This is a genomic window from Lentzea terrae, from assembly GCF_003265345.1.
Classification (GTDB): domain Bacteria; phylum Actinomycetota; class Actinomycetes; order Mycobacteriales; family Pseudonocardiaceae; genus Lentzea; species Lentzea terrae.
In genome coordinates this window covers 56749-76621 of the sequence record NZ_QFWW01000015.1, presented here as the reverse complement: position 1 = coordinate 76621, position 19873 = coordinate 56749, and the positions used below count along the sequence as shown (strand labels likewise).

Sequence of the window (19873 nt, the reverse complement as noted above, 5' to 3'; positions counted from 1 at the left end):
CACCCAACGGCAAGAAGCCATCAGCCACACCCCGCCGTCCCGGGCATCCAGAACACCCCGTCCTGGACATCAACAATCTTATGGAGAAGCCATGAAGTTCACCGTCGGCATCGCCATGAGCCCGCTCGACCAGCTGACCGAACTCGCCCAGTGCGCCGAAGAGTGCGGCTACGCCTCGATCGCCCTGCCGGACTCCCTCTTCTTCTCCGAGAAGGTCTCCGCCGACTATCCCTACACGCCAGACGGCTCCCGCATGTGGAACGCCGATACCCCGTGGGTCGACCCGTTCGTCGCCGCGGCCGCGATGGGCGCGGTGACGTCCCGGATCCACTTCTACACGCAGGTCCTGAAACTGGGCTCCCGCAACCCGTTGCTGCTCGCGCGGCAGATCGGCTCGGTCGCGCACATGACCGGCAACCGGTTCGGTTTGGGCGTGGGGTTGGGTTGGTCGCCGGAGGAGTTCGAGTGGTGCGGGGCGCCGTTCAAGAACCGCGGCCCGCGGGTGGACGAGATGATCGACGTCCTGAAGCTGGTGCTGGGCGGCGGCATGGTCGAGTACCACGGCAAGTACTTCGACTTCGACCGCCTGCAGATGTCGCCGGCGCCCACCTCGCCCGTCCCGTTCTACGTCGGCGGCCACTCCCCCGCCGCCCTGAAGCGCGCGGCCCGCGTCGGTGACGGCTGGACTTCCGCGATGATCAAGTTCGCCGACCTCAAGTCGGTCATCGCACAACTGACGGACCTCGGCGCGTTCGAGCGGCCGTTCGAGATCCAGGCCGTGTGCGTCGACCGGTTCGGGCTGGACGGCTACCGGCAGCTCGACGAGATCGGCGTGACGGACGTGATCGTGGTGCCGTGGCTGTTCTACGGCGTCGGTTTCGACGGCAGCCTGCAGGCCAAGAAGGACGGACTTCGGCGCTTCGCCGACGAGGTGATCGGAGAGTTCGCATGACCGCGGTGACCTGGAAGGCCTCCAACACCGAGACTCCCGCGCGGGTCGCCTCGTGGCGCTCGATGGACGCCGTGACGCGGGGCGCGAAGGACGAGTGGCTGGCGTTGTTCGCCGAGGACGCCGTGGTCGAGGACCCGGTCGGCCCGTCGATGTTCGACGCCGAGGGCAAGGGGCACCACGGCAAGGCAGCGATCGCCGCGTTCTGGGACCTCGCGATCGCAGGCGTCGAACGGTTCGAGTTCGCGATGCACGACTCGTTCGCGGCCGGGTCCGAGTGCGCCAACGTCGGCACCATTTCCGCGTTTCTGCCGGGTGGCATGCGGGTCGACACCGAGGGCGTGTTCGTCTACCGCGTCGGCGAGGACGGGCTGATCCGGTCGGTGCGAGCGTTCTGGGAGACGGAACGCGCGATGGGCACCCTGCGCCAGGACGGCTGAAAGGGACTGGCACGACCTCCAGACGTGCCAGTCCCCGGCTTTCACTCGTTGTCGATCACGCCGACCGCCCCGGCGCTGCAGCGCCGCAGTTCCAGCTGGTAACGGCCGGACAGACCGGTCACCCGCCCGCGGGCGGCGACGCCGGGGTCGGCCGTGCCCCTGCCCACGAGCACCCCGGAGCTCACCTCGCGCAGTTGGTACGAGCACGCCGTCGGGCGCAGGCGGTTGTCGACGAAGTAGTCGATGAACTGCTCGGCCGGGATCGCGGCGGTGGTGCAGTTGCCGCTCGAACCGACCACGCAGCGCGAGCTGGCGGCCGACGCCGGCGTGGCCGTGCTCGCCGCCGCAGCGGCGAGCACCACGACCAAGCCCGCCTTCTTGAGCACTGAGAGCATTCCGAATTCCCCCTCGGATGTGATTCGCCGTATTCGTCCCGGCGAGCTCTCAGTCTGCTCCGATCTCCGCCTACGCGTACTGGACTTGGAACTCTTTGATGCCGTTCAGCCAGCCCGACCGCAGCCGCCGAGGTTCCTCGAGCTGCCGGATGTTCGGCATCGCGTCGGCGATCGCGTTGAAGATCAGGTCGATCTCCAGCCGCGCCAGGTTCGCGCCGATGCAGAAGTGCGCGCCACTGCCGCCGAAGCCGAGGTGCGGGTTGGGGTCGCGGGTGATGTCGAACTTCTGCGGCTCGCTGAACACCTCTTCGTCGAAGTTCGCGGACGAGTAGAACATCCCGACCCGCTGTCCTTGCTTGATCTCCACGCCGCTCAGCACGGTGTCCACCATTGCGGTGCGCTGGAACGACATCACCGGCGTGGCCCACCGGACGATCTCGTCGCAGGCCGTCGCGGGCCGTTGCGCCTTGAACAGCTCCCACTGATCGGGATGGTCGAAGAACGCCTTCATGCCGTGCGTGATCGCGTTGCGCGTGGTCTCGTTGCCGGCCACGGCAAGCAGCAGCACGAAGAAGCCGAACTCTTCCGACGCGAGGAACGCACCGTCCGCGTCAGCCTGGACGAGCTTGGTGACGATGTCCGAGCGCGGGCACTTGCGCCGGTCCTCCGCCATCGTCCACGAGTAGCCCAGCAGCTCGGTGGCCGCGGTGAGCGGTTCGATCTCGAACTCGGGGTCGTCGTAGGCGATCATCTGGTTGGACCAGTCGAAGATCTTGCGGCGGTCGTCCTGCGGGATGCCGATGAGCTCCGCGATCGCCTGCAGCGGGAGTTCGCACGCCACGTCCGTGACGAAGTCACCGCTTCCCTTGACCACCGCCTCCGCCACGATCCGCTCGGCACGCGCGGTGAGGGCTTCACGCAAGGCGTTGACCGCCTTGGGGGTGAAGCCGCGGGAGACGATGCCGCGCTGCTTGGTGTGCGTCGGCGGATCCATGTTGAGCAGGAGCAGCCGCTGCATCTCGATGTTGTCGCGCGGCATGTCGTCCTTGAACCGGATGATCGCGGTGTTCTCGCGGCTGGAGAACACCTCGCTGTTGCGCGAGACCTCCTTGACGTCGTGGTGCTTGGTCACCACCCAGTAGCCCTCGTCGGGGAAACCGCCCTGGCCGTGCGGTTTGGAGTTCCACCAGATCGGCGCGGTCCGGCGCAGTTCGGCGAGCTCGTCGACCGGCAGGCGACTCGCGTACATGTCGGGGTCGGTGAAGTCGAAGCCTTCCGGGATGCGCGGCTTGCCCACAGGCACCTCCTAGGTGGAACGCGTTCTATCTGATTCAAACACGCTTGCGCCTTGTGTTGAAGCCCCCAGGCCGCCAATCTGGAGCCCTACAGGAACGTGTTCTAGTTTCCAGAGGAGGCTCGCGTGGGCAGTCCGGTGATCGTGGGAGCGGTGCGCACGCCCATCGGCAGGCGCAACGGCTGGTTGTCCGGCCTGCACGCCGCCGAGCTCCTCGGTGCGGCACAACAAGGTCTTCTTGACCGAACCGGTGTTGATCCGTCCACTGTCGAACAAGTGATCGGCGGCACCGTGACCCAGGCGGGCGAGCAGTCCAACAACATCGCCCGCACCTCCTGGTTGCACGCAGGCCTGCCGCAAACCACCGGCGGCACCACCATCGACGCCCAGTGCGGCTCGGCGCAGCAGTCCACCCACCTGATCGCCGGCCTGATCGCTGTGGGCGCGATCTCCTGCGGCATCGCGTGCGGAGTCGAAGCCATGAGCCGCGTCCCTCTGCGCAGCAACATCGGTGACGCCGGCTCACCCCGCCCCGAGTCGTGGAGCATCGACCAGCCCAACCAGTTCGTCGGCGCGGAACGCATCGCGGCCCGGCGCGGCATCGGCCGCGAGGAGGTGGACCGGTTCGGTGTCCAGTCGCAGACCCGAGCCCAGCGCGCCTGGGCCGAAGGACGGTTCACCGCCGAGGTCGTCCCGGTGAAGGTCGGCGAGGAACTGGTGGAGACCGACCAGGGCCTGCGCGAAACCTCGCTCGAGGCGCTGGCCGCGTTGAAGCCGGTCATGCCGGACGGGGTCCACACGGCGGGCACGTCGTCACAGATCTCGGACGGCGCCTCGGCCGTGATGGTCGTGGACGAGGACTTCGCGCGGGCGCACGGCCTGAAGCCTCGGGCCCGGATCGTGTCGCAGTGCCTCGTCGGCGCGGACCCGTACTACCTGTTGGACGGGCCGATCGACGCCACGGCGCGGTTGCTGCAGCGCAGTGGGATGAAGATGGCGGACATCGACCTGTTCGAGGTCAACGAGGCGTTCGCGTCGGTCGTCTTGTCGTGGGCCTCCGTGCACCGGCCGAACCTGGACCGGGTCAACGTCAACGGTGGGGCGATCGCTCTCGGTCACCCGGTGGGCAGCACGGGCACGCGGCTCATCACTACGGCGTTGCACGAGTTGGAGCGCAGAGATGCGACGACTGCGCTGATCACGATGTGCGCCGGCGGGGCGATGGCCAGCGGCACGATCATCGAACGGATCTAGTGGCGTGGGACGTGGGTTGCGTGACGCGGTGATCAGGTGTTCCGGCGGAACGTGCAGGGCGTGCTCGACCCGGTGGCGCCACCCGCCGGAAAGGTGCTCTGAACTGGTTCGGACATGACCATCGACAAAGTCGTGTCCTCACAATTCAGAGCACCTTCGCCGCGATCGGCAACCAGCAGCATGAAGCGAAGGGTTAGCTCAGCCCTTGCGCCAGCGCTGGTTGAGGCCGGCGTGACAGGTCCACTGGATCACCGCGGCGCCGTTCTGCTGGCTCGCACCGCTCACGTCCAGGCACTTGCCGCTGTGGGACGCCACCAGGCGGAAGTAGCCGCCGCCTACGTCGACCTTTCGCCAACGCTGGTTGCCGCCACCGTGGCAGGGCCACTGGATCACCGCAGCACCCTTCTGCTGGCTCACACCGCTCACGTCCAGGCACATGCCGCTGTGTTGAACGATCAGCTGCACGTGCTGGCCACCGGCGGGCACGATCACCCACTGCTGGTTGCCGCCGCCGTGGCAGGACCACTGGATCACCGCGGCGCCGTTCTGCTGGCTCACACCGCTCACGTCCAGGCACTTGTCGCTGTGGGCGGCGACGACCGGCCGGAACTGCGACGCGGCGCTCGCCGAGCCGGTCCCCGTGAGCATCATCGCCGCGAACACGCAAAGAACAGCGCTCACGCCGACAATTCTTGCTCTCGAGGGCCGTCGACTACGTACCGACATAATTGCGGTAACGGGCTGCATTGGCACGACACCTTTCTCCTGGCGAAATTCGAGCGTTGTTCGGCTCGACCAAAAGGATGTCGGCGGGGCCTCGTGCGGACAAGCAAGGCGGCCTGGTTGCACCGGAAGGTGTCAGTTTAACAAGTGATTCTCCCGCATCCGTTGCCGCAGGGCGCAGCACACCACGTGCCACGCCCCGCACGGCTAAGGTTTTTTATCCTTTCGAGTATTGGTTGGTTGCGCGCTGTGTCACACCAGCCGGCCGAACGGCGGCCGCGCGCCTCAACCCCAGCTCGTCGTTGGCTGCGTCCGGTTCATTGACATGGTCGCGCTGGTGACGGCGCGCCATTTCGAGGGTGCAACCGCGTGCGAACAGATCGGACTTCATTCGATCGTGAAATGGAGTCAGCAGTCGTCAATCCGCCAGACACCGTTCTCCCGAACCCATGGCTCGCTCCGCTGATTCAATTCGGAATTCGCGTAGGTGGAGGTCACCCGCCCCAGGTCGCCGGAAATCTGGTCGACCTTGAGCGACACGATTTCCTGCGGTCCGTACAATTGGCTCGCCGCCGCGAGCACCTGAAGAAATCCGGCGCGTGGCATACGTTCCTTGCAGCGCTGTGAAAGCAGCTCATACGCCTCGCTTCTCCCGGAGAGGAACGCTGCTGAGTACGCACGCACCGCTGCTTCCAGCTCTGCTGACGAACCCCTTGTCACTGTCGGCGCCACTGTTGTCGCACCTGTTTCGTCGCGCGTGTTTGTTGCCGTCGGCTGTTCTTTGCTCCCGCAGCCTGCGAGGGCCGCGAGCACGCCCAAGACCGTCACTAAGGACGCCAATCGAGTCACATCTGGCGGTCGGGTACCGGTGGCGCTGCGTTACCCGTTGCCGCAGGCATTCACTCGATCTCGCGACGCCGCACGGCCTGCAAGCCACACACGGCAGAAGACCGACATGGGCCGCTCCTGGCAGCTCCTGCTCAGGCGCCGTACACCGGTACCGGGTGATCGTCCGCGACCAGCTGGTGCACCACCCCGCCCAGCTCCTCCGGCGACCACCGCGCCCCCTTGTCGATCTCCGGCCCTCGCCGCCACCCGTGAGCGACGCAGATCCGCCCGCCGTCGACCTCGAACATCCGCCCGGTCACGTCCCCTGCCTCCGCAGAACCCAGCCACACCACCAGCGGCGACACGTTCTCCGGCGCCATCGCGTCAAACCCGTCGTCCGGCGCAGCCATCGTGTCCGCGAACGTCGCCTCCGTCATCCGCGTCCGCGCGGCCGGAGCGATCGCGTTGACCGTCACGCCGTACCGCGCCAGCTCTGCGGCGGCCACGAGCGTCATCGCGGCGATCCCCGCCTTGGCCGCCGAGTAGTTCGCCTGCCCCACGCTCCCGAACAACCCGGCCCCGGACGACGTGTTGATCACCCGGCCCGACACGCTGCCGCCGGCCTTCACCACGCCCCGCCAGTACGCCGCGGCGTGGTGCAGCGGCGCGAAGTGGCCCTTGAGGTGCACGCGCACTACCTCGTCCCACTCGTCCTCGCCGCAGCTCACGATCATCCGGTCGCGCACGATCCCGGCGTTGTTCACCAGCACGTCGAGCCCGCCGAAGGCTTCCAACGCAGCATCGACCACCCGCGCGGCGCCGGCCCAGGTGCCCACGTCGTCGGTGTTCACGACCGCGCGCGGACCGATCAACGAGGCCACCTCGCCCGCCACCGCCGCAGACAGGTCGTTCACCACCACCCGTGCCCCAGCCGCGGCGAACGCCAGCGCGTGCGCTCGCCCGATGCCGCGACCGGCACCGGTCACGATGACGACCCGGTCCTCGCACAAGCTCATGACGAACCCCCATCGGTGTCGGCCGCTGCCAGGAACGGGGGTACCTCGCCCCCGCCGTGCACAACCAAGGTCGAGCCGGTCACGTACGAAGCCAGCGGCGAAGCGAGGAACACCGCGCACGCGCCGATTTCGTCGGGCGTCGCCAGCCGCCCCAGCGGCACAGTCCGCTCAACAGCCGCGATGCCCTCCGCAGACCCGTAATGCAGGTGAGACTGCTCGGTCCGCACCATCCCGACCGCCAAAGCGTTGACCCGCACCCGCGGCGCCCACTCGACGGCCAGCGACGCGGTCAGGTTGTCCAACCCGGCCTTCGCGGCGCCATAAGCAGCAGTTCCAGGTGACGGGCGACGGCCAGAAACACTGCTGACCATCACGATCGAACCGCCGGAGTCCTTCATCACCCCGTAAGCGGCCTGCGACACCAGCAACGGCGCCAGCAGGTTCAGCTCGACGATCTTCTGGTGGAACCGCGGCGAAGCCTTGTCCGCCAACGCGTACGGCGCCCCGCCCGCGTTGTTCACCACGACGTCGAGCCGCCCGAAACGATCAACCACGGAGGACACCAGCGACGAAACCTGCTCAAAATCCCGCACGTCGCACGGCATGAACACCGCACCAGGCACGTCAGCAGGACGGCGAGCACAGGTCACCACCACAGCCCCAGCGGACAGGAACGCGCGAGTGATCCCGAGACCGACACCTCGCACGCCGCCCGTCACCAGGACAACGCTTCCGTCGAGGGACAGTTCCACGATGCACCTACCCCGGTCGCTCCGGCGCTGCTAAATTACCAAGCAATCGCTTGGTTCGGAAGGCGGCGCGATGGGAATCTCCAGCAGCCACACCGAAAACGGCATCATCGAGGTCACGATCGACTATCCCCCGGTCAACGCCATCCCCTCGGCCGGCTGGTTCGAGCTGGCGAAGACGATCACGGGGGCGGGCGAGGACCCGGAGGCGCGGGTCGTCATCCTGCGCGCCGAGAACCGCGGCTTCTGCGCGGGCGTCGATCTCAAGGAGATGCAACGCACGCCCGGCCACGCGGCTCTCCTCGCGGCGAACCGGGGCTGCGCCAAGGCGTTCGCGGCCGTGTACGACTGCGAGGTGCCGGTCATCGTCGCGGTCAACGGCTTCTGCCTCGGCGGCGGCGTCGGACTGGTCGGCAACGCGGACGTCATCGTCGCCTCGGACGACGCCACGTTCGGCCTGCCCGAGGTCGACCGGGGCGCCCTGGGAGCCGCGACCCACCTGGCCAGGCTCGTCCCGCAGCACCTCATGCGGACGCTGTACTACACGGCCAGGAACGTCAGCGCGCAAACCCTGCACCACCACGGCAGCGTCTTCGAGATAGCCCCGCGCGCGCAGCTCGACGACGCGGCCCGCGAGATCGCCAGGGACATCGCCAAGAAGGACCCGACGGTGATCCGCGCGGCCAAGGAGGCGATCAACGGCATCGACACCCAGCGCGTGCACCAGAGCTACCGCTTCGAGCAGGGCTTCACCTTCGAGCTGAACCTCACCGGTGTGTCGGACCACGCCCGGCAGGCCTTCCTGGACGGAAACCATGCGCGACAAGCGAATGACAGCTGACGAGGTCGGCAGCGAGATCAAGGACGGCATGACCGTCGGCATCGGCGGCTGGGGCTCGCGGCGCAAGCCGATGGCCCTGGTCAAAGCAATTCTCAAGAGCAACGCCAAGGACCTCACCGTCGTCACGTACGGCGGCCCGGACGTCGGGCTGCTGTGCGCGGCCGGCAAGGTCCGCAAGCTGGTTTACGGGTTCGTCTCGCTCGACACGATCCCGTACGACCCGTGGTTCAAACGGGCCAGGGAGACCGGTGCGATCGAGGTGCTGGAGCTGGACGAGGGCATGTTCCAGACCGGCCTCAAAGCCGCCGCACACCGGCTGCCGTTCCTGCCGATCAGGGCTGGGCTGGGCTCGGACGTGCTCAAGTACGCCCCGGAGCTCAAGACCGTCCGCTCACCCTACGACGACGGCGAAGAGCTGGTCGCCATGCCTGCGTTGAAACTCGACGTCGCGCTGGTCCACCTCAACCGCGCGGACCGGCACGGCAACGCCCAGTACCTCGGCCCGGACCCGTACTTCGACGACCTGTTCTGCCTGGCCGCAGATCGCCGTTACGTCTCATGCGAGCAGATCGTCGAAACGTTCGACGGGCCGCCGCAAACCTTGCTGCTCAACCGGATGATGGTCGACGGCGTCGTGGAAGCACCGGGTGGCGCGGGGTTCACGAGCTGCGTGCCCGACTACCCGCGCGACGAAGCCCGGCAGCGCGAATACGCCGAAGCAGCGGCAGACCTGGAGAAATGGGCCGACTTCGAGAAGAGGCTGCTGGCATGAGCGACATCACCAGGGCCGAGATCTGCGTGACCGCCTGCGCCGACCTGTTCGCCGGAGCCGGTGAGACGCTCGCCAGCCCGATGGGCCTCATCCCGTCCCTCGGCGCGAAGCTGGCCCGCCTCACCACCGAGCCCGATCTGCTGCTCTCCGACGGCGAGGCCTTCCTGCTCACGCCCGAGTCCACTGTGGAGGGGTGGCTGCCGTACCGGCAGGTGTTCGACGTCGTCGCGCACGGCCGACGGCACGTCGTGATGGGCGCGAACCAGGTCGACCGGTTCGGCAACCAGAACATCTCCGCGATCGGCGACCACGCCAAGCCCACCCGGCAGCTGCTCGGGTTCCGCGGCGCGCCCGGCAACACGATCAACCACCGCACCAGCTACTGGGTGCCGCGGCACAGTCCGCGCGTGCTGGTCGAGGCGGTCGACGTGGTCTCCGGCGTCGGCTACGACCGCGCTGTCGGCCCGTTCCACGACATCCACCGCGTCGTCACGAACCTAGCCGTGCTCGACTTCAACACCCCGGACCACTCGATGCGGCTGGTCTCCACGCATCCCGGCGTGTCCGTCGACGAGGTCCAGAAGCAGACGTCGTTCCCGCTCACCGCAACGGACGTCGTGGAAACGCGGCTCCCGACCGACGAAGAACTCGAGCTCATCAGAACGAAGCTCGACCCGGATGCCAAGCGGGACAAGGAAGTCCCGTCATGAGAACCGCCCTGACCGAACTGGTCGGTGTCAAGCATCCGGTGGTGCAGACCGGCATGGGCTGGGTCGCCGGGCCACGTCTGGTCTCCGCGACCGCCGAAGCAGGCGGGCTCGGCATTCTGGCCTCGGCCACGATGACCTACGCCGAACTCGAAGCCGCCATCAAGGAGACCCGTTCCCGCACGTCCCAACCGTTCGGCGTGAACCTCCGCGCCGACGCGCAGGACGCCCAGGAACGCGTCGACCTGCTCATCCGCGAACAGGTCAAGGTCGCTTCCTTCGCACTGGCCCCGAAACCCGACATGATCGCCAAGCTGACCGACGCCGGCGTGGTCGTGATCCCGTCGATCGGCGCGGCCAGGCACGCGGAGAAGGTCGCCAAGTGGGGCGCTCACGCGGTGATCGTCCAGGGCGGCGAGGGCGGCGGCCACACCGGTGGTGTGGCAACGACTCTGCTGCTCCCGAGCGTGCTGGACGCCGTGGACATCCCGGTGATCGCGGCGGGCGGCTTCTTCGACGGCCGAGGTCTCGCGGCCGCACTCGCGTACGGCGCGGCGGGAATCGCGATGGGCACGAGGTTCCTGCTCACCCAGGAGAGCACGGTGCCACAAGCGGTCAAAGCCGCCTACCTGCAACGAGACCTCAACGGCACAGTCGTGACCACCCGCGTCGACGGCCTGCCGCACCGGGTCCTGCGCACCGACCTCGTCAACCACCTCGAGCAGTCCGGCAAGATCAGCAGCCTCACCAGAGCGATCACCAACGCCGCCAGGTTCCGGCAGCTCACCGGACTGTCGTGGCGCGCGATGATCCGCGAGGGCCTGGCCATGAAGCACGGCAAGGACCTCACCTGGGCCCAGGTGATCATGGCCGCGAACACGCCGATGCTGCTGCGCGCCGGACTCGTCGAGGGCAGGACCGACGCGGGCGTGCTCGCCTCCGGTCAGGTCGCCGGTCTGCTCGACGACCTGCCCACCTGCGAACAGCTGATCACCACCATCGTCGCCGACGCCGAGAAGATCATCGACCAGCTCAGAGACGTTCGATGATGGTCACGTTCGCCTGACCGCCGCCCTCGCACATCGTCTGCAACCCGTACCGGCCGCCGGTCCGTTCCAGCTCGTGCAGCAACGTCGTGAACAGCTTCGTGCCGGTCGCGCCGATCGGGTGCCCGAGTGCCAGCGCTCCCCCGTTGACGTTGACCCGCCCGAGATCGACCTTGAGCTCCTTCGCCCAGGCCAGCGGCACGGACGCGAACGCCTCGTTGATCTCGAACAGGTCGATGTCCGAAATGGACATGCCGGCCCGTTCCAACGCGTACTTGGTGGCACGGATCGGCGCGGTCAGCATGTAGATCGGGTCGGATCCGCGGGCCGAGATGTGGTGCACCCGTGCCCGCGGCGTCAACCGGTGCTCGCGCACCGCCCGTTCCGACACGACCAGCACCGCCGAGGCACCGTCGGAGATCTGCGACGACAGCGCGGCGGTCGTCCGGCCACCCGGCCGCAACGGTTGCAGCGCCGCCATCTTCTCGGCACTCGTGTCCGGCCGCGGGCACTCGTCGTGCACGACCCCGTCGACCGGCGCGATCTCCCGGTCGAACCGGCCCTCCTTGATCGCGGTGATCGCCCGCAGATGGCTCTGCAGCGCGAACTCCTCCATCTCGCGCCGCGACAGGTCCCACCGCACCGCGATCAGGTCGGCGGCGCGGAACTGGTTGACCTCCTCGTCGCCGTACCGGTGCTGCCAGCCCTCGCAGCCCTCGAACGGGCTCACCGTCATGGCGGAGGAGATCGGCACCTGCGACATGTTCTGCACGCCACCCGCGACGATCACGTCGGCCGTACCGCTCATGACCGCCTGCGCCGCGAAGTGCAGCGCCTGCTGGCTCGACCCGCACTGCCGGTCGACCGTCACGCCCGGCACCTGCTCCGGGAACCCCGCCGCCAGCCACGCTGTGCGCGCGATGTCGCCGGCCTGCGGGCCGACGGTGTCCACGCAGCCGAAGATCACGTCGTCCACGTCGGTCGGGTCGACGTCGACCCGGTTGAGCAGCGCGGTGATCACGTGCGCGCCGAGATCGGCTGGGTGGACGTGACTGAGCTCGCCGCCACGCCTGCCCGCCGGGGTCCGCACAGCCTCGATGATGTACGCCTCGGCCACGAGGGCCCTCCTTCTTACGTCTTCGAGTTCTTTCGGCGACCCGTCGCGATGCCGTCGAGCAGGATCGCGAGATATTGGTCGGCGACGGCGTCCGCGGACAGGCCGCCGTCCGGCCGGTACCAGCGCACGGCCACCCACACCGTGTCGCGGATGAACCGGTAGGCGAGATCCACGTCGAGATCGGCGCGGAACACGCCCGCGCCCATGCCGTCCTCCAGCAGCACCGTCCAGAGCTTGCGGAACTCCACGTTGCGGTCGTGGAGATACGCGAACCGCTCCAGCGGCATCAGGTGCTTGGACTCGTTCTGGTAGATCGCGACCTCGGCGTGCCGGGCGTCGATCGCCTCGAACGACGCCACGACCAGCGCCTTCAGCGTCTGCTTGGGCTCGAGGCCGGCGTCGACGATCTCCCGGTACCGCTCGAACAGCTCGTCGAGGAAGGTCCGCAGGATCTCGTCGACCATCGACTCCTTGGAGTCGAAGTGGTGGTAGAGGCTGCCGGACAGGATGCCCGCCGCGTCCGCGATGTCGCGCACGGTCGTCTGCCCGTACCCGCGTTCGGCGAACATCTGCGCCGCCAACGCGAGCAGCTCCTGCCTGCGGCCACTCATCGGTCGTTCCTTCCTCACGGGTGCTGACTGCTCACCGAGACGACCTCGCCCGTCAGGTACGACGAGTAGTCGCTGGCGAGGAACACGATCACATTCGCGACCTCCCACGGCTCGGCGGCGCGCCCGAAAGCCTCGCGGGACGCCAGCTCCGTCAGCAACTCCTCACTGGTGACCTTGGCGAGGAACGGGTGCGCAGCCAAGCTGGGGGCGACCGCGTTCACCCGGATGCCGTGCTCGGCCACGTCCATCGCGGCGCACCGCGTCAACGCCATGACGCCCGCTTTCGCCGCCGCGTAATGGGCTTGACCCTGCTGGGCCCGCCAGCCGATCACACTGGAGTTGTTAACAACGACACCGCTTCGCTGGGCGACCATTTGGCGTAGTGCGGCCCTGGTGCAGCGGAAGGTGCCGTTCAACGTCACGTCGAGCACTCGTGACCACTCGTCGTCGGTCATGTCCAGCACCGACTTCTCACCGCCGAGGCCCGCGTTGTTGACCATCACGTCGATGCGGCCGTAGCGCTCGACTGTTTCGTCAACGAGCGTCTGCACCTGCTGCTCGTTCGTGACGTCGCACGGGATCGCGTGCGCGGTGCCGAGCGCCTCGTGGGTTTCCTTGAGGCGACGCTCGTGCCAGTCGCTGATGATCACCGTCGCGCCCTCTTCGAGGCACCGTCTCGCGGTGGCCGAGCCGATTCCAGTGCCGGCAGCGGCCGTCACGACGACAACTTTGTCCTTGAGCAGGTCATGACCGTTCATCGCGGCAACCCCAGGATTCGGTGGGCGATGATCTCGCGCTGGATCTCGTCCGAGCCGCCGTAGATCGTCTCCGCGCGGCTGAACAGGAACATGCGCTGCCACTCGCTGTCGTCGAGCATCGACGCGGGACCGAGCGACTCCATCGCGAGCTCACCGAGCCTGCGGTGCCAGCCGCCCCAGAACAGCTTCAGCACGGACGCCTCCGGGCCTGGTTCGTCGTTGAGGGTTCTGAGGGTGTGCGAGCGCATCACGTGCAGTTCCAGCCACGCTCTCGTCAGCTTCTCCCGCATCTCGTCCGGTGCCTGCGCCATGATCGCGTCGAGTTGGCGGCGGAAGCTCACCTGGTGGCCGAGCATCGCGGTGCCGCGTTCGAAGCCGAGCGTGGCCATGGCGATCTTCCAGCCCTCGCCCGGCTGCCCGACGATGTTGTCGCGTGCCGTGACCGCGCCGTCGAAGAACACCTCGTTGAACTCGGACGTGCCGGTGAGCTGGCGGATCGGCCGGACTTCGATGCCGGCCTGGTTCATGGGCACCAGCAGGTACGAGAGGCCCTGGTGGCGTTGCGATCCGGGCTCGGTCCGGCACAGGACGAAGATCCAGTCGGAGTAGTGCGCGTTCGACGTCCAGATCTTCTGGCCGTCGATCACCCACTGGTCGCCTTCGAGCCTCGCCCTGGTTTGCACGCTTGCGAGGTCCGAGCCCGCGCCGGGCTCGGAGTAACCCTGGCACCACAGCTCGTCGAGGCTGCGGATCTTCGGCAGGAAGCGTTCCTTCTGCTCTTTCGTGCCGAACGCGATGAGCGTCGGGCCGAGCAGCCCCTCGCCCACGATGTCGACCTTGGCCGGTGCGTCGGCCTCCGCGTACTCCTCGTGGAAGACGACCTGCTCCTCGACGCTGCGCTCGCCGGGCCAGCCGAGGCAGGTCCACCCGTGAGCCGCCAGGTGCCGGTGCCACCGCAGCCGTCCCTCGAACGCCTCGTGCTCGCGGCCTGGCCCGCCGAGACCGCGCAGCTCGGCGAACTCACCGACGAGGTTGGCGGACAACCATTCCCGCACCTCGCGCCGGAAGGACTCCATGCGCCATACTCTAACCTACCAAGCACTTGCTTTGGAGGGGCTCATGGCCGGTGATCCAAGCAGGCAAACGGTTTCAGCCGTGCTCGACCGCGCCGCTGCGCTCTTCGGCGACGCGGAGGCGTTGGTGGACGGCGAGGTTCGCCTCACCTACACCGCGCTGCGGGCACAGGTGCACACCGCGGCGCGCGCACTCATCGGGATGGGTGTGCAGCCGGGCGATCGGGTCGCCCTGTGCGCGCCGAACTCGCGGCATTGGGTCGTCGCGGCGCTCGGGGCGTTGCACGCCGGTGCCGCGCTCGTGCCGATCAACACCAGGTTCACCGCGACCGAGACGCTCGACGTGCTGCAGCGCAGCAAGGCCCGTGCGTTCCTGGTGGAGGGCTCGTTCCTGGGCCGCGACCGGCTCGCCGAACTGCAGGGCCAGTCGCTGCCCGAGATCATCGTCCGACTACCCGTCGAGTGGCTCGACTGGGCCACGAACCTGCCGTCGCTCGATCCGGACCAGCTGTGCGACGTCATGTTCACGTCCGGCACGACGGGGCGCAGCAAGGGTGCGATGAGCGCGCACCGGCAGTCGCTCGGCGTGGCGGAGGCGTGGGCGTCGTGCGGCGAGCTGTCGTCGGCGGACCGGTATCTGATCGTCAACCCGTTCTTCCACACGTTCGGCTACAAGGCGGGGATCCTCGCCTGTCTGCTGCGCGGCGCGACGATGGTGCCGCAGCCGGTGTTCGACGTCGCCGAGACGATGCGGCTGATCGAACGGGAACGCATCACCGTGCTGCCCGGCCCGCCGACGATCTACCAGACTCTGCTCGACCACCCGGATCGTTCGTCTTTCGACCTGTCCAGCCTGCGACTCGCGGTGACCGGGGCGGCAGTCGTGCCGGTGGCTCTGGTGGAGCGGATGCAGTCGGAGCTGTCGTTCTCGACCGTGCTCACCGCGTACGGGCTCACCGAGGCCGTGGTGGCGACCATGTGCCGTCCCGACGATCCGCCGTCGGTCGTCGCGCACACGTGCGGGCGGCCGATGGCGGACTTCGAGCTCCGGCTGGGCGAGCAGGACGAGGTGTTGCTGCGAGGGCCGAACGTGATGCTCGGCTACCTCGACGACCCGGAGGCGACTTCGGCGGCAGTTGACTCCGAGGGCTGGCTGCACACCGGCGATGTCGGCCGGATCGACGAACGGGGATATTTGTCGATCACGGACCGGCTCAAGGACATGTACATCTGCGGCGGGTTCAACGTGTACCCGGCCGAGATCGAGCAGGCGCTGGCCCGGCTGCCGGGGGTCGCCGAATCGGCCGTGGTGGGAATGGCGGACGCGCGGCTCGGCGAGGTCGGCGTCGCGCACGTCGTGACGTCGCCCGGCTTCTCCTTGACCTCGGACGACGTGATCGAGTTCTGCCGCTCGCGACTGGCGAACTACAAGGTGCCTCGCGCCGTCGAGTTCCACCCCGTGCTCCCCCGCAACGCCGGCGGCAAGGTCCTCAAACACCTACTGCGCAAGGAGAACGCGTGACAGTCTCGTATGAACGGCGGGACGCGGTCGCCGTCGTGACCATGAACCGGCCGGAGTACCGCAACGCGCAGAACTCGGCGATGACCTACGCGTTGGACGAGGCTTTCACCCGTGCCGTCAACGACTCGTCGGTGAAGGTGATCGTCCTCGCCGGTGCGGGCGACCACTTCTCGGCGGGCCACGACATCGGCTCGCCCGGCCGCGACGTCGACGTGTCGTTCGAGCGCAAAGCCGTGCTGTGGTGGGACCACGTGGGTCGTGAGGGCGGAGATCTCCGGTTCGCCCGTGAGATGGAGGTCTACCTCGGCATGTGCCGGCGGTGGCGGGAGATCCCGAAGCCGATGATCGCGATGGTGCAGGGCGCCTGCGTGGCGGGCGGCCTGATGCTGGCGTGGGTGTGCGACCTGATCGTGGCCGCCGAGGACGCGTTCTTCGCCGATCCCGTGGTGCGCATGGGAATTCCGGGCGTCGAGTACTTCGCCCACCCGTGGGTGCTCGGCCCGCGCGCCGCGAAGGAGGTGCTCTTCACCGGCGACCGGTTCTCGGCCCAGCGCGCCTACGAGTGGGGCATGGTCTCGCGCGTCGTGCCGCGCTCGTCGTTGGAGTCGTCCGTCTTCGAGCTGGCCGGGCGGATTTCCGCGATGCCGCAGTTCGGGCTGGCGCTGGCCAAGAAGGCGGTCAACCAGTCCGAGGACCTGATGGGGATGCGAGCCGGGATGGACTCCGTGTTCGGCCTGCACCACCTCGCGCACGCGCACAACGCCGAGGTCAGCCCCGACGCGCTGGCCGGCATGGATGCCCGGTCCATGAAGAAGGCCTCCGGCTGATGGATCTCGATCTGGACGCCGCGACCCTGGAGTTCCAGGCCGAAGTGCGGTCGTGGCTGGCTGCTCACGTCCGGCCGCTGTCCTCAATGGACACCTCGGCTGGCTTCGAAGAACATCGCGCGTGGGAGCGGGAGCTCGCCGACGCTCGGTTGTCGGTGGTGTCGTGGCCTTCGTCGTTCGGCGGGCGCGATCTCGGCTTGCTGCAGTGGCTGATCTTCGAAGAGGAGTACCACGCTGCGGGCGCTCCCGGCCGTGTCTCGCAGAACGGCATCTTTCTCCTGGCACCGACGTTGTTCTCGCACGGGACTCCGGAGCAGCAGGCCCGGATCTTGCCGCCGATGGCCCGTGGCGACGAGGTGTGGGCGCAGGCCTGGTCGGAGCCCGAGGCCGGATCAGACCTGGCGTCGTTGCGCAGCACGGCGGCACGTGTGGACGGCGGCTGGCTGTTGCGCGGTCAGAAGACCTGGAGCTCACGGGCGGCGTTCGCGGACCGGGCGTTCGGCCTCTTCCGGACGTCTGCGGAGGGACGGCACCGCGGCCTGACCTATCTGATGTTCGACCTGCGCGCTGACGGTGTTTCCGTCCGGCCCATCGCCCAACTCGACGGCGAACCGGGCTTCGCCGAGATCTTCCTGGACGACGTGTTCGTGCCGGACCACGACGTGATCGGCGCCGTCGGCGACGGCTGGCGGGTGGCGATGAGCACGGCCGGCAACGAGCGCGGGCTCTCCCTGCGCAGTCCTGGCCGGTTCGTCGCGGCCGCCGGACGTCTGGTCGAGTTGTACCGCAAGAACCCGGATCCGGCCTTGCGCGACCGGGTCGTCGACGCGTGGATCGGGGCGCAGGCCTACCGGCTGCACACGTTCGGCGCCTTGGGGAACCCGCCTACCGGGCCGGCGGCCAGCGTCACGAAGGTGTTCTGGTCGGAGCTGGACGTGGCGTTGCACGAGACCGCGCTGGACCTGCTGGGCGAGGTTCCCGGTGGGTGGCTGGACGGCTGGCTCTTCTCGCTGGCGGGGCCGATCTACGCCGGTACCAACGAGATCCAGCGCAACGTGATCGCCGAACGGATCCTGGGGTTGCCGCGATGATGTTCACGCTGTCGCCGGAACAGACGGACTTCGCGTCGGTGCTGCACGGGTTTCTCGGGGCGGGGAAGACCGATCTGGCCTCGCTCGGGGTCGACGAGGTCACCGACCCGGTGGACCTGGTCGTGGTGTTCGAGGAACTGGGGCACCACGCGGTGGCCGGGCCGCTGATCGAGTCGCTGGCCGTCCTGCCTTTCCTGGGCGTTGGTCCTGGTTCCGTGGCATTCCCGCCCGATGTTCCGCATGCGGTGGAGGCGGACCGCTACTTCCTCGTCGAGGGCGACGCCCTTCATGAAGCCTCGCCCGCCGCCGAACTGTCCTCGGTGGACCCCGCCCGTCGCCTCGTCGAACTGACCGCAGGCGCGACCATCGCCATCGGAATCCCTTCCGCCCGCGCCTTCGACCTCGGCGTCCTCACCTGCTCGGCCCAACTCCTCGGGCTGGGCCGGGCAATGCTGGAGATGACCACCGCCCACGTCCAGGCCCGCACCCAGTTCGGCAAGCCCATCGGCCAGTTCCAGGCGGTCAAACACCACCTGGCCAACGTCCTCATCGGACTGGAACTCGCCAGGCCACTGGTCTTCGGCGCCGCGGTGACCAGGACGACCCGCGACGTCTCCGCCGCCAAGGTCGCCACCTCCGACGCAGCCTGGCAGGCCGCCCGCACCGCCCTGCAGGTGCACGGCGCGATCGGCTACACCGCCGAGCACCCGCTCAGCCGGTTCCTGCTGCAGACCCGAGCCCTGCGCACCGCGTGGGGCAGCCCGTCGATGCACCGAGCGCGCGTGCTGGAGGCGTTGTGACACCGGAACAGGAAGCACTCCGCGACGCCGTCCGCAGCCTGCTCGAGAAGCACTCCGACGTCCGCGCGGCCATCGAGACGCCGCACGGCTACGACAAGGACCTGTGGGCCCGGTTGTGCGACATCGGGGTGCTGCCGATCCCCGAGGAATACGGCGGGTCCGGCGCCGGCCTCGCGGAAACCTGCATCGCACTGGAGGAACTCGGCCGCACCCTGACGCCGGCACCGTTGCTCTCGTCGACGATCGCCGCACAGGCTCTGGTGGCGACCGGCGACGAGGAGGCGTGCGGCCGACTGCTGCCGCGGATCGCGGACGGGGCGGTCGCCGCACTCGTCTGGCCCTGGGGCACCACCGAGATCACGGCAACCCCGGTCCTCGACCACCCCGAGATCACCACCGCCACCGCGGCACACGTCCTCGACGGCACCGCCCGCTACGTCCTGGACGGCGACGAAGCCGAAGTCCTGCTGGTGACGGACGGCGTCTCGGTGTTCGAAGCCGGCCAATCCGGCGTCACCCGCGAGCACACGCCGACGATGGATCCGACCCGCCGCCTCGCCACCATCCGCCTGAGCAATGCCGCCGCCACGCGTCTCGGCCCGTGGAAACACCAGGTCCGTGACGTCGCCCTGGCCGCACTCAGCGCGGAACAGGTCGGCGCGGCGACCAAAGCCCTGGAGCTCACCGTCGACCACACCAAGACCAGGGTTCAGTTCGGCCGACCGCTGGCGTCGTTCCAGGCGTTGAAGCACCGCATGGCCGACCTGCACGTCCTGGTGGAGACCGCGCGGTCAGCCGCGCTGGCCGCCACCGACGAGGTGTCGGCGGCGGTCGCGAAGGTGTACTGCTCGGAGGCGTTCTTCAAGGTCGCGGCCGAGATGGTCCAGCTGCACGGCGGCATCGCGATCACCTGGGAACACGACGCGCACCTGTACTTCAAGCGCGCGCACGGCAGCGCCCAGTTGTTCGGCAGTCCTCAAGATCACATCGGCCGCCTCTCCCGTTTCGCCCACCGGTAGTCGTTCCGCTACCTGCGCTCCGGCGTCGTGGACGAACGAAT

General features: G+C 68.3%; 22 protein-coding genes. 12 read left to right on the top strand and 10 right to left on the bottom strand.

Annotation, left to right across the window (positions count from 1 at the left end):
- Positions 1-91: 91 nt before the first annotated feature.
- Together DI276_RS20920 and DI276_RS20915 are read left to right on the top strand one after the other, a co-directional pair.
- Positions 92-952, top strand: a complete 861-nt coding sequence (locus tag DI276_RS20920) for a TIGR03619 family F420-dependent LLM class oxidoreductase (protein ID WP_112265969.1) — start codon at positions 92-94, stop codon at positions 950-952.
- Positions 949-1389, top strand: coding sequence for a nuclear transport factor 2 family protein (locus DI276_RS20915; protein WP_112265967.1), 441 nt, complete (start codon positions 949-951; stop codon positions 1387-1389). The genes DI276_RS20920 and DI276_RS20915 overlap by 4 nt, the downstream gene beginning before the upstream one ends.
- 41 nt (positions 1390-1430) lie before the next feature.
- Here DI276_RS20915 and DI276_RS20910 read toward each other — a convergent pair whose 3' ends face one another.
- Together DI276_RS20910 and DI276_RS20905 are read right to left on the bottom strand one after the other, a co-directional pair.
- Positions 1431-1784 carry a hypothetical protein gene (locus DI276_RS20910; RefSeq protein WP_112265965.1) on the bottom strand — a complete coding sequence of 118 codons (354 nt, stop codon included), beginning with the start codon at positions 1782-1784 and terminating at the stop codon, positions 1431-1433.
- Between the two features lie 70 nt (positions 1785-1854).
- Entirely contained in the window at positions 1855-3081 is a 1227-nt protein-coding gene (locus DI276_RS20905) for a cytochrome P450 (RefSeq protein WP_112265963.1), read from the bottom strand.
- A 123-nt stretch (positions 3082-3204) separates the two neighbouring features.
- Here DI276_RS20905 and DI276_RS20900 point away from each other — a divergent pair, with 123 nt between their 5' ends.
- The gene (locus tag DI276_RS20900; RefSeq protein WP_112265961.1) at positions 3205-4332 is read left to right on the top strand and encodes a steroid 3-ketoacyl-CoA thiolase; all 1128 of its coding nucleotides are present in this window, start codon (positions 3205-3207) and stop codon (positions 4330-4332) included.
- Between the two features lie 198 nt (positions 4333-4530).
- On the opposite strand, the gene DI276_RS20895 is transcribed toward DI276_RS20900, so the two are convergent.
- From DI276_RS20895 to DI276_RS20880, 4 genes are all read right to left on the bottom strand, one after another.
- The gene (locus tag DI276_RS20895) at positions 4531-5013 is read right to left on the bottom strand and encodes an RICIN domain-containing protein (protein ID WP_232836798.1); all 483 of its coding nucleotides are present in this window, start codon (positions 5011-5013) and stop codon (positions 4531-4533) included.
- Positions 5014-5463: 450 nt separating this feature from the next.
- Positions 5464-5868, bottom strand: a complete 405-nt coding sequence (locus DI276_RS20890) for a nuclear transport factor 2 family protein (protein ID WP_198680788.1) — start codon at positions 5866-5868, stop codon at positions 5464-5466.
- Positions 5869-6035: 167 nt separating this feature from the next.
- Positions 6036-6899: an SDR family oxidoreductase gene (locus DI276_RS20885; protein ID WP_112265957.1), complete on the bottom strand. Its 864-nt coding sequence runs from the start codon at positions 6897-6899 to the stop codon at positions 6036-6038.
- Positions 6896-7651: an SDR family oxidoreductase gene (locus tag DI276_RS20880; RefSeq protein ID WP_112265955.1), complete on the bottom strand. Its 756-nt coding sequence runs from the start codon at positions 7649-7651 to the stop codon at positions 6896-6898. The genes DI276_RS20885 and DI276_RS20880 overlap by 4 nt, the downstream gene beginning before the upstream one ends.
- Positions 7652-7721: 70 nt before the next feature.
- On the opposite strand from DI276_RS20880, the gene DI276_RS20875 reads away from it, so the two are divergent.
- Genes DI276_RS20875 through DI276_RS20860 form a run of 4 tightly spaced genes read left to right on the top strand, consistent with a single transcriptional unit; the run spans position 7722 to position 11017 of the window.
- Entirely contained in the window at positions 7722-8489 is a 768-nt protein-coding gene (locus DI276_RS20875) for an enoyl-CoA hydratase family protein (RefSeq protein ID WP_112265953.1), read from the top strand.
- Entirely contained in the window at positions 8464-9261 is a 798-nt protein-coding gene (locus DI276_RS20870; RefSeq protein WP_112265951.1) for a CoA transferase subunit A, read from the top strand. Before DI276_RS20875 ends, DI276_RS20870 begins: the two co-directional genes overlap by 26 nt.
- Positions 9258-9971: a CoA-transferase subunit beta gene (locus DI276_RS20865; RefSeq protein WP_112265948.1), complete on the top strand. Its 714-nt coding sequence runs from the start codon at positions 9258-9260 to the stop codon at positions 9969-9971. Before DI276_RS20870 ends, DI276_RS20865 begins: the two co-directional genes overlap by 4 nt.
- Positions 9968-11017, top strand: coding sequence for an NAD(P)H-dependent flavin oxidoreductase (locus tag DI276_RS20860; protein WP_112265946.1), 1050 nt, complete (start codon positions 9968-9970; stop codon positions 11015-11017). Before DI276_RS20865 ends, DI276_RS20860 begins: the two co-directional genes overlap by 4 nt.
- Here DI276_RS20860 and DI276_RS20855 read toward each other — a convergent pair.
- From DI276_RS20855 to DI276_RS20840, 4 genes are read right to left on the bottom strand one after another with little or no spacing between them, the layout of a single operon-like run.
- Positions 11001-12131 carry an acetyl-CoA C-acetyltransferase gene (locus DI276_RS20855; protein ID WP_112265943.1) on the bottom strand — a complete coding sequence of 377 codons (1131 nt, stop codon included), beginning with the start codon at positions 12129-12131 and terminating at the stop codon, positions 11001-11003. The two genes, DI276_RS20860 and DI276_RS20855, sit on opposite strands and share 17 nt — an antisense overlap.
- A gap of 14 nt (positions 12132-12145) precedes the next feature.
- Positions 12146-12742, bottom strand: a complete 597-nt coding sequence (locus DI276_RS20850; RefSeq protein ID WP_112265941.1) for a TetR/AcrR family transcriptional regulator — start codon at positions 12740-12742, stop codon at positions 12146-12148.
- Between the two features lie 14 nt (positions 12743-12756).
- Positions 12757-13500, bottom strand: coding sequence for an SDR family oxidoreductase (locus DI276_RS20845; protein WP_112265939.1), 744 nt, complete (start codon positions 13498-13500; stop codon positions 12757-12759).
- Complete coding sequence (locus DI276_RS20840) at positions 13497-14576, bottom strand: acyl-CoA dehydrogenase family protein (RefSeq protein ID WP_112265937.1); 1080 nt, start codon at positions 14574-14576, stop codon at positions 13497-13499. The genes DI276_RS20845 and DI276_RS20840 overlap by 4 nt, the downstream gene beginning before the upstream one ends.
- A gap of 43 nt (positions 14577-14619) precedes the next feature.
- Between DI276_RS20840 and DI276_RS20835 the strand changes: the two genes are divergently transcribed.
- The 5 genes from DI276_RS20835 to DI276_RS20815 are packed head-to-tail and all read left to right on the top strand — an operon-like array spanning position 14620 to position 19832.
- On the top strand, positions 14620-16095 hold the full coding sequence (locus DI276_RS20835) for a FadD3 family acyl-CoA ligase (RefSeq protein ID WP_112265935.1): 1476 nt from the start codon (positions 14620-14622) through the stop codon (positions 16093-16095).
- Positions 16092-16922 (top strand): enoyl-CoA hydratase, encoded by an 831-nt coding sequence (locus DI276_RS20830; RefSeq protein WP_112265933.1) that lies wholly within the window; start codon positions 16092-16094, stop codon positions 16920-16922. The genes DI276_RS20835 and DI276_RS20830 overlap by 4 nt, the downstream gene beginning before the upstream one ends.
- Positions 16922-18013 carry an acyl-CoA dehydrogenase family protein gene (locus DI276_RS20825; protein ID WP_112265931.1) on the top strand — a complete coding sequence of 364 codons (1092 nt, stop codon included), beginning with the start codon at positions 16922-16924 and terminating at the stop codon, positions 18011-18013. Before DI276_RS20830 ends, DI276_RS20825 begins: the two co-directional genes overlap by 1 nt.
- The gene (locus tag DI276_RS20820) at positions 18010-18813 is read left to right on the top strand and encodes an acyl-CoA dehydrogenase family protein (protein ID WP_112265929.1); all 804 of its coding nucleotides are present in this window, start codon (positions 18010-18012) and stop codon (positions 18811-18813) included. Before DI276_RS20825 ends, DI276_RS20820 begins: the two co-directional genes overlap by 4 nt.
- Positions 18810-19832 (top strand): acyl-CoA dehydrogenase family protein, encoded by a 1023-nt coding sequence (locus tag DI276_RS20815; RefSeq protein ID WP_112265927.1) that lies wholly within the window; start codon positions 18810-18812, stop codon positions 19830-19832. The genes DI276_RS20820 and DI276_RS20815 overlap by 4 nt, the downstream gene beginning before the upstream one ends.
- The last annotated feature ends 41 nt before the right edge of the window (positions 19833-19873 follow it).

Excerpts from the sequence above, each read along its gene's own strand:
- DI276_RS20920 (WP_112265969.1), top strand. The coding sequence starts at position 92 with ATGAAGTTCACCGTCGGCATCGCCATGAGCCCGCTCGACCAGCTGACC.
- DI276_RS20915 (WP_112265967.1), top strand. The coding sequence starts at position 949 with ATGACCGCGGTGACCTGGAAGGCCTCCAACACCGAGACTCCCGCGCGG.
- DI276_RS20910 (WP_112265965.1), bottom strand. The coding sequence starts at position 1,784 with ATGCTCTCAGTGCTCAAGAAGGCGGGCTTGGTCGTGGTGCTCGCCGCT.
- DI276_RS20885 (WP_112265957.1), bottom strand. The coding sequence starts at position 6,899 with ATGAGCTTGTGCGAGGACCGGGTCGTCATCGTGACCGGTGCCGGTCGC.
- DI276_RS20875 (WP_112265953.1), top strand. The coding sequence starts at position 7,722 with ATGGGAATCTCCAGCAGCCACACCGAAAACGGCATCATCGAGGTCACG.
- DI276_RS20870 (WP_112265951.1), top strand. The coding sequence starts at position 8,464 with ATGCGCGACAAGCGAATGACAGCTGACGAGGTCGGCAGCGAGATCAAG.
- DI276_RS20865 (WP_112265948.1), top strand. The coding sequence starts at position 9,258 with ATGAGCGACATCACCAGGGCCGAGATCTGCGTGACCGCCTGCGCCGAC.
- DI276_RS20860 (WP_112265946.1), top strand. The coding sequence starts at position 9,968 with ATGAGAACCGCCCTGACCGAACTGGTCGGTGTCAAGCATCCGGTGGTG.
- DI276_RS20850 (WP_112265941.1), bottom strand. The coding sequence starts at position 12,742 with ATGAGTGGCCGCAGGCAGGAGCTGCTCGCGTTGGCGGCGCAGATGTTC.
- DI276_RS20845 (WP_112265939.1), bottom strand. The coding sequence starts at position 13,500 with ATGAACGGTCATGACCTGCTCAAGGACAAAGTTGTCGTCGTGACGGCC.
- DI276_RS20840 (WP_112265937.1), bottom strand. The coding sequence starts at position 14,576 with ATGGAGTCCTTCCGGCGCGAGGTGCGGGAATGGTTGTCCGCCAACCTC.
- DI276_RS20835 (WP_112265935.1), top strand. The coding sequence starts at position 14,620 with ATGGCCGGTGATCCAAGCAGGCAAACGGTTTCAGCCGTGCTCGACCGC.
- DI276_RS20825 (WP_112265931.1), top strand. The coding sequence starts at position 16,922 with ATGGATCTCGATCTGGACGCCGCGACCCTGGAGTTCCAGGCCGAAGTG.
- DI276_RS20820 (WP_112265929.1), top strand. The coding sequence starts at position 18,010 with ATGATGTTCACGCTGTCGCCGGAACAGACGGACTTCGCGTCGGTGCTG.